This window comes from Mycobacterium sp. (genome assembly GCF_049647605.1).
Taxonomy (GTDB): domain Bacteria; phylum Actinomycetota; class Actinomycetes; order Mycobacteriales; family Mycobacteriaceae; genus Mycobacterium.
Genome location: NZ_JBARXZ010000231.1, coordinates 80,892 through 95,891 on the forward strand (window position 1 = coordinate 80,892; position 15,000 = coordinate 95,891).

A 15,000-nucleotide genomic window follows, 5' to 3' on the forward strand; every position below is an offset into this window, starting at 1 on the left:
CGAAGGAGCGCAGCACAACATGTCGGTCCGGGGTCTGCGCCGTTGGCTGACCGCGGTGGCCGCGGTGTCAGCAGTTGTGGCGGGGATGTTCGCCGCGGTGGTGACCGCCCAGGCCGCCGGCCAGCAGTGGTCCGGCCGCTTCACAGTGGTGACCTACGCCTCCCAGAAGGCCGGCACCAGCGCGGCGGCCCGCCAGTCCGAGCCGAATTTCAGTGCCCAGTACACCTTTGTGACCACCTGCTCCGCACGATGTGTTGCCACCGCCGTCGACGGTCCGGCACCGAGTAACCCGACGATTCCGCAGCCGCAGCGTTACACCTGGAATGGTTCGCAGTGGACGTTCGCCTACGACTGGCAGTGGGAGTGCTATCACGGCGAGGGTGCTCCCCGGCTGTTCAGCCCCGCACAGTCCTGGGTGTTCTACACCCCACAGCCCGACGGTTCCCTGCAGGGCACCTGGCACACCGACATCCTCAGCGGAGCGTGCCGCGGTAACGTCCTGATGCCCGTCGCCGCCTATCCCGCCTGATCTTCCACCTGGCGGACCTGGTCAGCGATCAGATCGGGTTCGGTGGTCGGGATCTGATGCTCGGACCGGTACGCGGGCACAAACTGCCCTCCCGGGTGATCGTCGGCTGTCTTACGGTGTCCGGCAATGAGTTCCACACGGGATCGCTGACCGAACCGCGGTGTCTGCTGGCCCGACAGCACTCGAATCGGTATGTCGCCCAAGTCGAGTGGCCGCTCATGCAGCCACCGCAGCTGATCGATCACGGGCCGCAGCTCGGCTGCCGCCGATCGCGCCGCAGAGGGGGAAAGCGTGGCTTCGACCATCGCCCGGCGAAACGGCGTTATCCGGCTCGTGTTCAGCAACCGGGCCATCGGCAGCACCCGTGTCACGCCGGCCAGCGCCCGCATGGCGGCGGCCGCCACCGCAAACTGCCGGCGAACCCGGCGCGTGAAGAACAGCGGATTGTTCTCATCTGTCTGGTCGACCAGCACCAGACCGGCGACATCGTGTTGTCCGGCAGCCAACCGCCGAGCCGCCGCCACGCGGATGATGGGCCCGCCCCAGCTGTGCCCGACAAGCACCACCTTCCGGTGCGGGAACGCATCGATCACGACGTCCAGATCAGCGGCGAGAGCCTCCAATGTCCGCGGTCGGGTGCTCGGATCGCTGCCCCCGATCCCGGCCCGGTCGTAGGCCACCACGCGGTAGCGGTCCCGCAACAGCCGTTGTACCGGCAGCCAGTACAACGCGCTGGCCCCCAGGCCCGCCTCCAGAATCACCAGCGTGCCGGCATCGGGACCGTCCACCATGGTGCGCAGCCTTCGGCCGTCGGCAGTGGTGATCAAGCGGTCGCGACCCAGAAGGCCGGAACCGGGAAGGTCCGCAGATGTCACGGCTCCACAGTAGCGAGAGCTCCGCCGTCACCGGTGTGTCGCGCCGGTCGAGGCTGCCGCCTCACTCCAGATAGGCCGTCAGCGCGGTGTGCACCCGGTCCGGTAGCGAACCTCCGTGGTCCAGCCAGTCATCGAGTGCGATTCGCACCGACGCCATGGCCAGCGCCCCGAGTAGACGTGGGCGTGGATCGTCGGGTGCGATACCCGGGAACCGCGACGTCACCAGGTCCGCGATCGCGTTCTCGTAGCCGACGTAGACCTTCAGCATCCAGGCACTCAAGGCCGGTGCCTTTCGGGTCAGCAGCGCCAAGTCGCGGACCTGGGCGTCGATTTCAGCGAATCCCTCAGCAAGGCTGCTGAATGCGGCGATCACCGCTTCCGGCGCGGACAACTCCACCGGCTGGGCTGCCACGGCACCGGCGATACGGTCCAGCCATTGTCGCGAGATGCCCTCCGCCACAGCAGCTTCCTTGGAGCTGAAGTACCGGAAGAAGGTGGCCCGGCCCACCTCTGCTTCCTCGGAGATCTGCTCGACGGTGGCCCCTGCCAGCCCGTTCTGTGCCACCAGTGCGGCCGCTGCGGCGGCGATGCGCTCACGGTTGGCCACACGTTTGCGCTCGGACAGCGTCAGAGACTCGGGCATCGATCAACTATACGGGCACCCGGCACGCTCACCCCTGGCCCGAGAGCCGGTGTGGCGCGCCGGCCGTCGAAGTGAATTGACGTCGATGCCTTGACAGAGGGGGTGCAACCACCTGTTCGCCGCGGCGCCGGCCCGTGGGCCGGGCGCCGCGTGCGGGAGACTCCGTCCGCCCCGCCACATTGCGGACCGCCGAGGTGGATGCAGCCGCGGAATCCCAAGAACCGTATCTCGATGACACGGTGCGGAAATGACATCAGCGCCATCGGCTATCGCTCCGTGCAGGCTGCGATGACCCGTTGCCCGATCAAGTCAACATGTTCTGCCGACATGGCCGTGGACAGCGCGAGCAAGCCATTGGTGCCGACGAGCACCCCGGCGTTGTACAGCCGCCACCACATCGTGGCCGAGTCCTGCACCACCAACCGCAGCAGTGAGCCGCTTCCGTTGACCACCAGACCGGCTGCGCGGAGACGATGACGCAGTGCGTCTCCGCAGGCATTCAAGGCGGCGATATCGGTTTCGGTGAACCGCCGCAAAGCGACCAACCCTGCCACCATGGTGACGGGGTTTGCACTGAACGTGCCGCCCCAGGCGACCGGTCCGTCACCCAGCGGGCTGAAAGCCTCCAGTACGTCGGCACGCCCCCCTACCGCGCCCACCGGGAACCCGCCGCCGATCACCTTGCCCAGTGAGATGAGGTCAGGCACCAGCTGGTACTGCTGGTGCAAGCCCCCCACCCCCAGGCGATAGGTGATGACTTCGTCGATCGCCAGCAACGCACCGTGCTCGGTGGCCAACCGTCGTGCCGCGGAGGCGAATTCAGCGGACACCGGGCGCAGCCCGGCACGGTTGGGCATCAGGTCGAGCAGGATCACCGCAACCCGATCGCCGAGCTGACTCATCGTTTCTTCGAGGGCAGCGGTGTCGTTCTGCGGGAGCGTCACCGACGCCTCGGAGACGCTGCCGGGCACACCGGGTGCATCGGCCGCGACCACGCCGTCATACGTTCCGTGGTAGCTACCGTCGAATCGCACCACAAGATCACGTCCGGTGTACGCACGCGCGCCCCGGATCAGCATCATCACGGCTTCGGTTCCGGAGTTACAGAACCGCCAGCGCGCCATGCCGGTTCGTGCGCTCAGCAACTCGGCCATCTCGACTTCATACGATGTCGGAAGCCCGAACGCTGTTCCCCGGGCCGCGACGGCAGTGGCCGCGGCCAGGATCTCGGGATCGGCGTGCCCGTGAATCAGGGCCGTGTAGTTGTTGTTGCAGTCAATCGTCTGGTGACCGGCCGAATCGGTGACGATCGCACCCTCCCCCGCCACCGCATACGGCGGGTGGGGTGCCACGAACACCGTGGAGCGGGTGTTGCCGCCGGGCATCACCCCGGCGGCTCGCGAATAGAGCTCGGCTGCGGTACTCATTATCGCGAGCTGACAGTGCGACTCTGCTCGCGCATGAACCCGGGCAGGTACCAGGGCCCCAGTCCGCCCTTGCCCGATGAGCCACTGGCTTTCCAGCCACAGAATGACTGCAAGCCGGGCCACGCCCCGGTGGTGGCGCCCTCACGCCGGTTCACGTACACGACGCCGGCCTCGATCTCATCGAGGAACCGGTCGGTTTCCTCTTCGACTGCGCTGAAGATTCCTGCAGACAATCCATAATCGACCGCGTTCGCCTCGGCCAGCGCGTCGTCGATGCCGTCGACGACGGTCACCGTGACCACCGGCGCAAAGAGCTCGTCGCGCGTGAGACGGTGCCCACGCGGAAGTCCGGTGATGACGGTCGGAGAAATGAAATGTCCGGCGCCCTCGGGGGTCGGGGTGGTGATCACCGTTGCCCCGTCAGCGCGGGCGAGCTCCAGCGCCGACTGCACCCGGGCGGTGATGTTCTCGTCGATCAGCGGACCGACGAACACGCCCGCCGAGGAGGGGTCACCGACCACGATCTGCTCGATACGCGCCTTCAGTCGCTCCACGAGTTCATCGTGAACCGGGCGGTCCACCACCACACGTCTTGTTGCACTGCACTTTTGGCCGGAGAACCCATAGGCCGACCGGGCAATGCCTTCCACCGCATCGTCGAGGTCGGCGGTGGCCATCACGATGGCGGGGTTGCTGCCGCCCATTTCCGCCAGCACGGGCTTGGAGTACGCCGCGTTGGACAACCCACGGATGATCCCCCAGCCGACGTCCGCAGACCCGGTGAAGGCGATGCCGTCCACAGCGGACTCGGCCAGAATCCGACCTGTGTCGGCCCCGCCGTGGACTACGTTCAACACACCCGGGGGAAGGAACTCGGCAAGGATCTGCGCGGCCAGGGCGGTCGATCGGGGCGTCTTGTCCGACGGCTTGAGCACCACGGTGTTACCCGTCACCAGCGCGCCGGCAGCCATGTTCACCGCCAGTGCGACGGGAAAGTTGAACGGCGCCAGCACCGCGAATACTCCGTAAGGCCGGAGAACGTCGGTGCTCGTGTCGGTGGCCGTGGGCCGAAGCGGTGTCACAAAGCCGTTGTTGAGTTCCAGCTGTGCGCAGTAGTGCTCGATCAGATCGGCCGATTCCTGTGCCTCGGCCAATGATTCAATGCGTGACTTGCCGGTCTCGGCGGAGATGGTGGCTGCGATCGCCACCGCGTCCTCCAGGAAACGGGATTTGGCTGCACGCAGAGCCGTTGCGCGGTCTTCGGCCGACAGCAACCGCCAGTTGCGGGCTGCCGCGGCCGCCGCGTCGACCGCCGCGTCGACGGTCTGCTTGGTGGCGGCGTGTGCACGTGCCACCACCCGGTTCGGGTCGCTGGGGTCACGACGCTCGAACACCTCACCCTCGCGGCGGTCCTCACCGGTGATGACGTGCCCCAGCGGCTCGGGCACCTGCGCCCGCGCTGCCGCGAGCTGGTCCTCGAACTGACGATCGAGCTCCGGGTCCAGCGAGGTGCTTCCGTAATTCAGTGTTGTCATGTCGGCCCTTTCAGGCAGTGGGTTGAGTTGGCGCAGATACGGATTCGCGATCGGGGGCCCACGACTGGGTCCAGCCGAAGGTCGGAGTGACATCGAGAACGGCTTCGGCGGCAACAAGACCGACCGCCGGTGCCAGCTGGATTCCCGATCCGCCGGCTCCCAGAGCGCAGACCACCGTGGGTTGCCCCGGATGGCGTCCCACGACCGGACGGTGATCGGGACTCATCGGATAGATACCCTGCCAACTCCCGCTGATGGTCAGGTCATCGACGATGTGAAGTCGCTCGGCCATCAGCGTCAGGACTCGTTCCACTTCGTCGTCGGTGACTCGCCGCAGTTTCACGTCAGGAGAGACCGGCTCATGCACCCCTTCGTCGGTGTGGAGACCGGCAATCAGCTGATCGACACGTTCGGATCGGAAGTAGACGCCGTCGGTCCCCGAATCGGGAACGTAGTCCATGACAAACGGCAACATCGGGTCCATCGGCTTGCGCAGGTCGACAGTGATCGCACCGTGCAGCTGCGGATGCAAAGCGATAGGCGCCCCGAGGAGCTCACCCACTCGGGCGGCCCACGCGCCGGCAGCGTTCACGACGATATCGGCGGTGAGCTTTCCCTTTGTCGTGTCCAGCTCCCACCGCCCGCCCGAAGTGACGGCCGCACCGAGCAGTTCGGTGTTCACCGACACCCGCCCGCCCCGTTCGGCGATCAATCGGGCCGCAATGGTGCAGTACTCGTATCCGTCGATATAGCCGTCGGATTCACCGTAAAGGCCCCCGATTCGGTCCGCGGTCACCAGCTGCGGCCATCTGGCTGCGATCTCGTCGGCGGACAGGACATATGCGTCGGAAACGCCGAATCCCCGTTGGGTGGTCAAACTCCGCTCGAAGGTCTCGATGTCGGCCGCCGTCGAGCCCAGCCGCAGATACCCGCACGAGACGAAGTTCAGGCCGTGTTCGGCGGCAATCCGGTCGTAGAACCGCCGCCCGTAGACACGCGCCTCTACATCGTCGGGGCGGAAGTATTGCGTTTCCACCATGCCCACCGATCGCCCGGAGGAGCCCTCACCCGGATGCGACCGTTCGATCACGGTGACGTCGCCCACTCCCCGATCGACGAGCTCCAACGCAGTCGACAGCCCTAGGACGCCACCACCGATCACGACCACGGCAGGGGTCGACGCCATTTCGCCTCCAAGAGAAGAATGTTGGGAGCGGCCCGCAGTGTGCGGCCACCCGCCATGCCGATGCTCGGCATGGCTAAATCATATAGTTGAGTCTTTTTAAGGGCAAGGCCCGCGAGGCGGTGAAGAACAAATCTTCAACCCTGAGCCCTCACCGGATTCGACGCGCCATCACCCGGCGAAGCCCGCCGGCAGCCGCCTCTCGCTCTGGGCTGTCAGCTCGACAGCACCACTACCGACCAGCCGTAGTTCGACACATTGAAGCGTTGTTGCACAACCGTTTCAGACTTCGCGCGGGCAGATCTCGGCGTGATCGGAAGCCCGGTGCTCAGCGATGGCACCGTGGAGACCACCACCCGATCGGACTCGTTGACCAGCGCCAGCGGGAACGGCATCCGGACCAGGTCGGCCGCCAACGAATCGATGAACCGGCGAACGTCCACATCTGCCGCCACCACGCCCCGCAGTGCCGACAGCCCCGGCACGGGCACCGAGACCGTCACGGTGTAGTCGTCCGAGCCCCAGGTGTCGATGAACGGCCCCGAGAGTGTCGGATCTCCACTGTCCCTGGGGTTCCGAAACCACCGCAGCGCGGCGTAATCGTAGAAACTCTCGGAGTCCGGATCGGAACTGTGCGACCGTTCGGCCACCACACCACCACGCTCGACCCACCACACCATTGCCGGCGGGCGGGCCGAGTCGGTGCAGTCCACCGCGTAGCCTGCCCCGGCAAGCGCGTCGCCGTCGTCACGCTGCACCAGAAGCTCTTTGGTGGCATCCACGAAGTAGCCGAACTCGTCTTCGGACATCGGCATCTCGGACACAATTGCTGTCAGCTTGCCGACCACGGCATCGATGCGGGCTGCCACCTGGGCAGTGAACGCCATGATCTTCTGCTCGTCACTCCCCTGGCGGGTCATTTCCGATTCCCTACGGTCGAACCGATCCTGCTGCCTGCCAGTCCCACCGCGACGTCGAGGCCGGCCTCACGGACCGCCCGTGCGGCATCCTCCCGGCTGCCGTCGTCGACAGCAGTCAGCAAGGACTCGTGATGTCGAGAAACCCTGGTCCGCAGTTTGGAATCCCGGTAGGCGACCGACAGCAAGGGCCCGTAGTCGATGACACACGCGACGGTGGCCCGGGTCAATCGAACCGACTGCGATGCAGCTGCCATGGCAATGTAGAGCCGTCCCTCCGCTCGCCGCGCCGCCGCCGAATTCCGAGCCTTGACAAAGCTTTCGACGTGCTGCGCCATTCCGCTGACTTCATCGTCGGACGCCCGCTCGGCCGCCAGTGATACGGCGGCTTCATTGATCGAGATCCGCCAGTCGGACAGATCCCTCAAATCGACCAGCGACATCTCGGCCAACCGGGAACGACCGTGAGCCACCGGGTCGTAACCATTACGCCGAACGAAGCTACCGCCGGTGCGGCCGCGTCTGGTCTCCACCAGCCCCGCATCCCGCATGAGGCCGAGCGCATCCCGCAACGTGACCGGAGAGATACCCAGTTGCGCAGCCAGTTCGGTCTCCGGCGGCAGCTGCTCACCGTCTTTGAACACGTCGAGCGCCACGGCATTACGCAGCCGATCGAAGATGACCTGGGTCCGCCCACCGTGCTCCAGTGGCGCGAAGATGACCTCACGCAGAATGTCCGACGTTTGCGGTACCGCCATCGACGTCTAACCAACTTTCACGTTCGTGCGTGAGCCATCTCGCCCCGGCGTCAGCTCAGTGACCAAGTATGCCCAACACCTCACCGGCGGCAAGTTCGCCGGTGTACAGCGCACCCTCGACCCCGAGACGCGAGTCGAAATCCGAACCGGCAAACGCGATTCGGCCCCGAGGCTGCCGAGCTCTCGGCCTGATCGCCGTTTGGCCCGGCCGCAGGTAGCTCCAGGTGCCGCGGGAAAGCGCATCACCCGCCCAATCATGCCAAGCGACCGCATCGACCTTGATGCCGGGCACATACTGCTGCAGCGACTTCTCCACAGCAGCCGCGTCGTTGACGTCGATCACCCCCGCCTCGGAGGTGAAACCCACGACGATCGCGCGGTCACCTTCGTGGAAAGTGGTGGACGCCGTAGCGAAGCCGCCCCCAGCAGGAATACCGTGGGCGTAGAACGGCTCGGGACAGTTGCTGACAAAGGCGGTGACCTTCTCGGCCTGCGCGGCCACTCCCTGCGAGGCGAGGGTTTGCAGCTCGTCCGAGAGCTCCGGGGTGAACTGGATGTCGGAAAGCACCCCGATGGGCAGCGCGCTCACCACCGCCCGCACCGTGACCTCACCGGCGGTGGTCTGCACGTTGACGTTCGGACCGGCGTCGTGGACGGCGGTGACTTTTGCGCCGAACACCACGTCGGCATCCGATCCGGCCATCACCGCGTCGTACAAGGCGCCTGTTCCGTGCGCGAGCTGGGGACCCAGGGTTCGCGCCATCGGGGTGTCGTACGGTGCCGCAAAGAATGTCGCGGCGGCGACCGAGCCACTCTTCGAGATCGCATGCAGCAGAGGCAACGCCGACGGCACATCCCAAGAGTCCCCGGCCAGGGTCACGATGTGGGCCTCGAACAGTTCCCGGGTGTGCGTTCCGAGTTCCAAGTCCGCCAGCAGGGTTGGCCACGGAACGTCGAGCTCGGAGACGTCCTGCTCCTCGATGGGCAGGTCGGGGTCGATACGCGATGCCAGCTGCGAGATCCGGACGATCAGCCGTTCGAAAGACGCCAGTTCGTCCACCGGCACCGGCATGGAGCCCACGCGCCGCTCACCGCCCGAGAGCCAGATGAGGGCGGTCTCCTCGAGGGAACCCCATTCCAGCTCGAGGGCGTGTTCATCGATCTCTTGCCACGTCAGCGGGTAGCTGTCGCGGTCGAGCATGAATGCTCCACCCCATTCCACGGCGTGGCCTTCGAAAAAGTCCTGCTGCGACCACATTCGGCCGGAAAGCCGGTCTCGTGCTTCGATTATCAGAACCCGCAGCCCGGCCCTGGTGAGTCGGCGCGATGCCGTCGCTCCGGCAAATCCGCCTCCCAGGATTGCGACGTCGTACTCGCCGTCGAGGCTGTCCACAACGCGATGCATTTCTCTCCCGTTTCGTGATGCGTTGATTTACTGAGACTGGAACGTCGCCAAGGCGTTCGACACCGAGTCGAGATTGGTGGCGTAGTACTCCGCGCTCTCGGCCACCGTGTTGACGGCGTTGTCTTTGGACACGACATAGGGCTGCACCTTGGTGTCGTAGTCGGTGGCACTCAGGTCTTTGATCGCCGTGGTGTAGGTGGTGCGATCCACAAATCCGATCTGCCCCTTACGGTCCAGGAGCCACATCGCAAGTGCTGCCTGCCCCACTTCCGGATTGGGCGCACCCTTGGGCACGGCGAAGTAGGCCGCAGTTGTCATCCCGCCATCCCAGGTGAACTCCAACGGGAGTTTCTGCTGGACGATGGCGTCATAGACGCGCCCGGTCCACACCATGCCCATGGCGCATTCACCGTTGTTGAGCAGCTGCAGAACGGTGGCGCCGGACTCCCACCACACGATGTCGTTCTTGATGGTGTCCAGTTTGGCCAACGCCCGATCAACGTCGAGGGGATACATTTCCGCGGCGGGAACACCGTCGGCGAGCAGCGCAACCTCGAGGGTGCCGCCGCTGACGGGGTACTTGTACAGACAGCGTTTCCCGGGGAAATCGGTCACGTTGAACAGATCAGCCGACGACGTGGGCTTCTTGCCGCCAAAGGCGTTGGCATTCCAGACCAGGACCGACGCGTTGTCCTCGACCTTGATCCCGTACTTGTCGACACTGGCACCGTCGAGCATGTCGACGGGCACAACATCGGTATCGACCTCTTCGAGCAGGCCCGCCTCGGCCGCCTGGAAGTACTCCCCACCGGTGCCGAACTCCACCAGGTTCCACGGCACGTTTCCGGATTCGGCAGCAGCCCGGAACTTGGTGGACGTGCCATCGGTGTACTCAGCCTGGGAAGGCAGCCCGGTCAGTGCCGTGAAGTCCTTCCAAACGGTCTCGTTCTTGGCTTCGGCGGTCAGGCCGCCCGAGGAGTCATACCAGGTCAGCGAGCCGCTGAGGCCTTGGAAGGTCGAATCGGGAAAGACCGACGAGTCGAAGTCACCGGCGGCCTGCGTGGGCGCCTGGGAATTGCCGCATGCGACAGCGGCGGTGCTGCAGACTGCCACGGCCAAGACCGCCGCCGTCCGCTTGAATCTCGCTCTTGACATCGCTGCTCCTTATGGGCCAGGTTGTTTTAACCGATCGAACTGTATCTTTAATCTGGCTCACGTCAAGAGGACAACTGTGACACCCGCTATAGAAGCCCTTCGGGAGGCTGGTTCCGAGCCACCCGAAGAGTCGACATCGCCACGGAAGCCGCTGACAGCAAAGCGCTTTCGCTCCAGAGTGAGTACCGGAACAGCTGTACTGCTGGCCGGTTTGGCCGCCCTCTACGGGGTGTTCTTCTTCTGGCCGCTCACCAGCATCGCGGTGCGCAGCCTGAACCCGGACGGCTCGCTGTCGTACCGGCCCTCCGAGTTCTCGCTGGTCAACTACCTCAGCTTGTTCACCGATCCGCTGCTGCGTGACGTCTTGCTGAATACCGCGGTGACAGCGGCGGTGTCGACCCTGATCACGTTTGTGCTCGCGTTTCCCACCGCCTATCTCATGTCCAGGCTGCAGCGGTCGATGTCGACGATTCTGTTCATGTTGGTGCTGTTGCCGTTCTGGGTGTCGATCCTGGTCCGGTTGTTTGCTTTCCTGGAGCTGCTGTCTTCCAACGGGCCCGTCAACGACGTGCTGGAAGCCGTCGGGGTGGGCCGCCAAACGCTGCTGTTCAACGCCACCGGAACCGTCATCGGCATGGTGAATTACCTTTTGCCATACATGATCCTGGTGCTGTTCGCCGCGATGAGCGGGATCGACCCGAACCTCACCCGCGCGGCCAAATCACTCGGTTGTTCCAGCAGACAAGCCTTCATGTCCGTCTATCTTCCGCTGATGCGGGCATCGATCGTGGGTGCGCTGCTACTGAACTTCATCATTGCCACCGGCTTCTTCCTGACACCGGCAATCCTGGGTGGGCCGCGGGACGTGACCGTCTCCACCTATATCGCCACCCAGGTGCAGAACTACCGCTGGGGCCCGGCCAGCGCCTTCGGAGTGGTGTTGCTGATCGTCACCTGCGTGGGATTTGCTGCCGCCGGCCGGATGACCGGCCTCACCGCCGGATCGGGTATCGCGATAACCGGATCGAAGGGGGTGTCGCGGGGTGAAGAATTGCCGTTCGGCCCGGCAAAAATCGGGCTGTGGACCGTGAGCCTCCTGGTGATCGCGTTCCTGTTTGCACCGATCGCCTTTGTGTTCCCCCTGTCGTGGGGTGTCGACGCCACCATCGTGTTCCCACCGCGAGGCTTCACGCTCGACTGGTATCACGTCGCGCTCACCGACCCGGTTTGGACGGCCGCGCTCCAGAAGAGCCTCACGGTGGGACTGGCAGTGGCCGTGCTCTGCATCGTGCTCGCCGTGTTCGTCGCCAGATGGGTCCGCAACCTCGACCACCGCCCCCGCTTACAGTCCCTGGTGGTCAGTGTCGTCTATCTGCCGGTGATCGTTCCGGTCATCCTGCTTGCCATCGGCACGTTCGACGTGCAGAACCAGATCGGCATCCTGGGCAGTTGGTGGGGCCTGGTCCTCGTCGAAACCATTCTGGCGCTGCCTTTCACATACTTGGTGGTGGCGGCGGCCCTCAACAATGTCGACCCGAGTTTGGAGAAGGCGGCCTGGACCATGGGAGCCAGCCGCATCTACGCACTCCGCAAAGTTGTTGTGCCGACCGTGATACCGGCGATCGCCGGCGCTGCACTGTTGGCCTTCATCAGCTCCTGGGACGAGGCGGTGGTCGCACTGTTCCAGACCAGCTTCGACAAGACCTTGCCGGTCAATTTCTATGCTTCGCTCAAGAGCGGCGCCAGCCCGGTGATCGCGGCGATCGGGGCCATGTTGATGCTGGTGGTCCTGCTGTCCGGTGCCGCCTTCGTGGCGGTGCAGGCAGTGCGGTCCCGCCGTGCCCGGAAACCTTCGTCCAACAGCCCTACCCCCGACAAGAGGCCTTCATGACAACCCCGCCGGCATCAGCTGCAGCAACGAATGCGGCTCCAGCCCAGCAGCCCTTCATCGAGATCCGAGACCTGCACCACGAATACGGCGGGATCACCGCCCTGGACAGCGTTTCCCTCGATGTCCGACCGGGCGAGTTCATCACGCTTCTGGGTCCGAGCGGATCCGGCAAGAGTTCGCTGTTGCACATACTCGCAGGGCTGGTCGAAGCGACCTCCGGGTCCATCTCCATCGCCGGCCGCGACATCACCGGGGTGCCACCGCAGAAGCGCGAGATCGGCCTGGTGTTCCAGAACTATGCGCTGTTTCCCCACCTCACCGCCCGCGAGAACATCCACTTCCCCCACAATGTGCGCAAGACCCCCGAGAAACAGGCAGCTGCGCGTGTCTCCGAAGTACTGGACCTCGTCGAGCTCACTGCGCTCGCCGATCGACGGCCCGACCAGCTCAGCGGCGGCCAGCAGCAGCGTGTTGCCGTCGGCCGGGCGATTTCGGCAGTGCCGAAGGTGCTCCTTCTCGACGAGCCGCTCGGCGCCCTCGATCGTCGGCTCCGCCAGCAGCTGGGGCACGAAATCCGGCGTGTGCAAAGGGAAACCGGCATCACCACGCTGTACGTCACCCACGATCAAGAAGAAGCATTCACCATGTCCGACCGCGTTGTGGTGATGAATCACGGAGAAATCAGGCAGGTGGGCGCCCCCGAGGAGGTCTACACCCGCCCGCGTGACTCTTTCGTGGCCAACTTCGTCGGCGAGGTGAACCTCTGGACCGCCGAGGTGCAAGGCCGCGCCGGAGACACCGTGACTGCCAGGATCAACAACTCTGCCGGCTTCACCGCACTGTGCGGTTACGGCGTAGCGGACACGTCGCTCAAGGTCGCCGTCCGCCCGGAACGGGTATGGGTGTGGCCACCTGGGTCCTCGGCACCGCGTCCCGGCATCCAGCACGTCGACTCCGGGGTCATCATCGAATCCACATTCCTCGGCAACAGTCGCAGTGTCGTCGTCGAATCAGAAAAGCTGGGCCAGACAACAGCATTGCTCTACGACGGCGAAGAGCCACGTGACCGCGGCGCTCAGGTGGCGCTCGGATGGGAAGCCAGGCACGCCCTCGTCATCCCGGAATAGCCGAACCCTCAGCGCCTTTCATCAGGCGCCGGCGGATTCCTATACGGAGAGGCGCTGCACGGCCGCATCGATGCGTTCATCGGTGGCCGTCAGCGCCATCCGGACGTGCCGGGCGCCGCGAGCTCCGTAGAACTCACCGGGAGCCACCAGGATGCCACGTTCGGCCAGCCACGCCAGAGTGTCCCGGCACGGCTCGTCGCGGGTGGCCCACAGGTAGAGACCGGCCTCGGAATGGTCCACGATGAAGCCTGCCGCGCGGACCGCGGGCAGCAGGAGATCGCGGCGGCGCGCGTAGCGATGCCGCTGCTCTTTCTCATGCGCGTCATCGTCGAGAGCAGCCACCATCGCGCCCTGGATCGGCGCCGGAACCATCATCCCGGCATGCTTGCGCACGGCGAGCAACTCCCCCACCAGCGCAGGATCACCGGCGACAAAACCCGCGCGATAGCCGGCCAGCGACGACGTTTTCGACAGCGAGTGGATGGCCAGCAGTCCGGTGTGGTCACCGTCGCACACCGCCGGATGGAGCACCGAAACCGGCTCCGCGTCCCAGGCAAGCCCGAGGTAACACTCGTCGGAGGCGACGATCACGCCGCGCTCCCGCGCCCAACCGACCACTTTGCGCAGATGATCGACGCCGAGCACCGCCCCCGTGGGATTGCTGGGCGAGTTCAGGAACACCAGCGCCGGGGCCTGCGGGCCGACCTGGGTCAACGAGTCGGCGGCCAGCACCGACGCACCCGCCAGCCGCGCACCCACGTCGTACGTCGGGTAGGCCAGCTCGGGCACCACAACCAGATCGGCACTTCCCAGGCCGAGCAGCGTCGGCAGCCAGGCGATCAACTCTTTGGTACCGATCACCGGCAGCACCGCGTCGTCGGCAACACCGGTGATGCCGTAACGCCGAGCGAGCGCGGAAACAGCCGAGGCCCGCAGCGCGGATGTGCCGGCGGTTGTCGGATAGCCCGGCGCCGAGCTCGCCGCCGCCAGGGCATCCCGGATCAGGGGCGCCACCGGGTCGACGGGTGTCCCGACCGAGAGGTCGATGATCCCGTCCGGGTGCGCCCTGGCGGTAGCCGTGACGTCGGCCAGAGTGTCCCAGGGAAAGACCGGCAGGGACGCCGATACGCGCCTCAACGTCACCTCAGTACGTCAGCCCTCGCCCTGGGGCGGCAATCCTTTGATCGCCGCCGGGTCGTGATCGGTCTGACCGACCTTCGAGGCACCGCCCGGTGATCCGAGCTCGTCGAAGAAGTCGGCGTTGGACTGGGTGTAGCTGCTCCAGTCGTCGGGCACATCGTCCTCGTAGAAGATGGCCTCGACCGGGCACACCGGTTCGCAAGCGCCGCAGTCCACGCATTCGTCGGGGTGGATGTACAGCATCCGTGCGCCCTCGTAGATGCAGTCGACGGGGCATTCCTCGATGCACGCCTTGTCTTTGACGTCGACGCAGGGTTGAGCGATCACGTATGTCACGGGGTCTCCTCGTGCTCCTGTCAGTGGCTACTTGACGGGCTGTTCGTACTTGTTCTGGGGTAGGTCGCTGGACCAGTAT

The 15,000-nt window shown here is 65.3% G+C and carries 14 protein-coding genes; 3 read left to right on the forward strand and 11 right to left on the reverse strand.

All coding sequences use genetic code 11. The features are described 5' to 3' along the window. The first annotated feature begins 19 nt into the window (after nt 1-19). A complete protein-coding gene (locus WBB07_RS28630; RefSeq protein ID WP_526312987.1) occupies nt 20-529 on the forward strand; it encodes an Rv2253 family sensor-like surface protein in 510 nt (169 codons plus the stop codon). Here WBB07_RS28630 and WBB07_RS28635 read toward each other — a convergent pair. The 9 genes from WBB07_RS28635 to WBB07_RS28675 all read right to left on the reverse strand — a co-directional run bounded on the left by WBB07_RS28635 (nt 517) and on the right by WBB07_RS28675 (nt 10,427). Beyond that, nucleotides 517-1,404 carry an alpha/beta fold hydrolase gene (locus WBB07_RS28635; protein WP_526312989.1) on the reverse strand — a complete coding sequence of 296 codons (888 nt, stop codon included), beginning with the start codon at nt 1,402-1,404 and terminating at the stop codon, nt 517-519. The two genes, WBB07_RS28630 and WBB07_RS28635, sit on opposite strands and share 13 nt — an antisense overlap. 61 nt (nt 1,405-1,465) lie before the next feature. Beyond that, nucleotides 1,466-2,047, reverse strand: a complete 582-nt coding sequence (locus tag WBB07_RS28640) for a TetR family transcriptional regulator (protein ID WP_526312991.1) — start codon at nt 2,045-2,047, stop codon at nt 1,466-1,468. Nucleotides 2,048-2,313: 266 nt separating this feature from the next. Next, complete coding sequence (locus WBB07_RS28645) at nt 2,314-3,474, reverse strand: aspartate aminotransferase family protein (RefSeq protein ID WP_526312993.1); 1,161 nt, start codon at nt 3,472-3,474, stop codon at nt 2,314-2,316. After that, a complete protein-coding gene (locus WBB07_RS28650; protein WP_526312995.1) occupies nt 3,474-5,009 on the reverse strand; it encodes an aldehyde dehydrogenase family protein in 1,536 nt (511 codons plus the stop codon). Before WBB07_RS28650 ends, WBB07_RS28645 begins: the two co-directional genes overlap by 1 nt. 10 nt (nt 5,010-5,019) lie before the next feature. Continuing rightward, a complete protein-coding gene (locus WBB07_RS28655; protein WP_526312997.1) occupies nt 5,020-6,195 on the reverse strand; it encodes an NAD(P)/FAD-dependent oxidoreductase in 1,176 nt (391 codons plus the stop codon). Between the two features lie 212 nt (nt 6,196-6,407). After that, nucleotides 6,408-7,112: a cache domain-containing protein gene (locus WBB07_RS28660; RefSeq protein ID WP_526312999.1), complete on the reverse strand. Its 705-nt coding sequence runs from the start codon at nt 7,110-7,112 to the stop codon at nt 6,408-6,410. After that, entirely contained in the window at nt 7,109-7,867 is a 759-nt protein-coding gene (locus WBB07_RS28665) for a FadR/GntR family transcriptional regulator (RefSeq protein WP_526313001.1), read from the reverse strand. The genes WBB07_RS28660 and WBB07_RS28665 overlap by 4 nt, the downstream gene beginning before the upstream one ends. 55 nt (nt 7,868-7,922) lie before the next feature. Next, nucleotides 7,923-9,272, reverse strand: a complete 1,350-nt coding sequence (locus WBB07_RS28670; protein ID WP_526313003.1) for a flavin monoamine oxidase family protein — start codon at nt 9,270-9,272, stop codon at nt 7,923-7,925. Between the two features lie 27 nt (nt 9,273-9,299). After that, complete coding sequence (locus WBB07_RS28675; RefSeq protein ID WP_526313005.1) at nt 9,300-10,427, reverse strand: extracellular solute-binding protein; 1,128 nt, start codon at nt 10,425-10,427, stop codon at nt 9,300-9,302. A 178-nt stretch (nt 10,428-10,605) separates the two neighbouring features. On the opposite strand from WBB07_RS28675, the gene WBB07_RS28680 reads away from it, so the two are divergent. Together WBB07_RS28680 and WBB07_RS28685 are read left to right on the forward strand one after the other, a co-directional pair. After that, complete coding sequence (locus WBB07_RS28680) at nt 10,606-12,318, forward strand: ABC transporter permease (RefSeq protein WP_526313007.1); 1,713 nt, start codon at nt 10,606-10,608, stop codon at nt 12,316-12,318. Further along, nucleotides 12,315-13,445 carry an ABC transporter ATP-binding protein gene (locus WBB07_RS28685; RefSeq protein ID WP_526313009.1) on the forward strand — a complete coding sequence of 377 codons (1,131 nt, stop codon included), beginning with the start codon at nt 12,315-12,317 and terminating at the stop codon, nt 13,443-13,445. Before WBB07_RS28680 ends, WBB07_RS28685 begins: the two co-directional genes overlap by 4 nt. 39 nt (nt 13,446-13,484) lie before the next feature. Here the strand turns inward: WBB07_RS28685 and dapC are convergent, their stop codons facing one another. Continuing rightward, the gene (gene dapC / locus WBB07_RS28690; RefSeq protein ID WP_526313059.1) at nt 13,485-14,582 is read right to left on the reverse strand and encodes a succinyldiaminopimelate transaminase; all 1,098 of its coding nucleotides are present in this window, start codon (nt 14,580-14,582) and stop codon (nt 13,485-13,487) included. A 15-nt stretch (nt 14,583-14,597) separates the two neighbouring features. Next, nucleotides 14,598-14,921, reverse strand: a complete 324-nt coding sequence (gene fdxA / locus WBB07_RS28695; protein ID WP_526313011.1) for a ferredoxin — start codon at nt 14,919-14,921, stop codon at nt 14,598-14,600. Between the last annotated feature and the right edge of the window lie 79 nt (nt 14,922-15,000).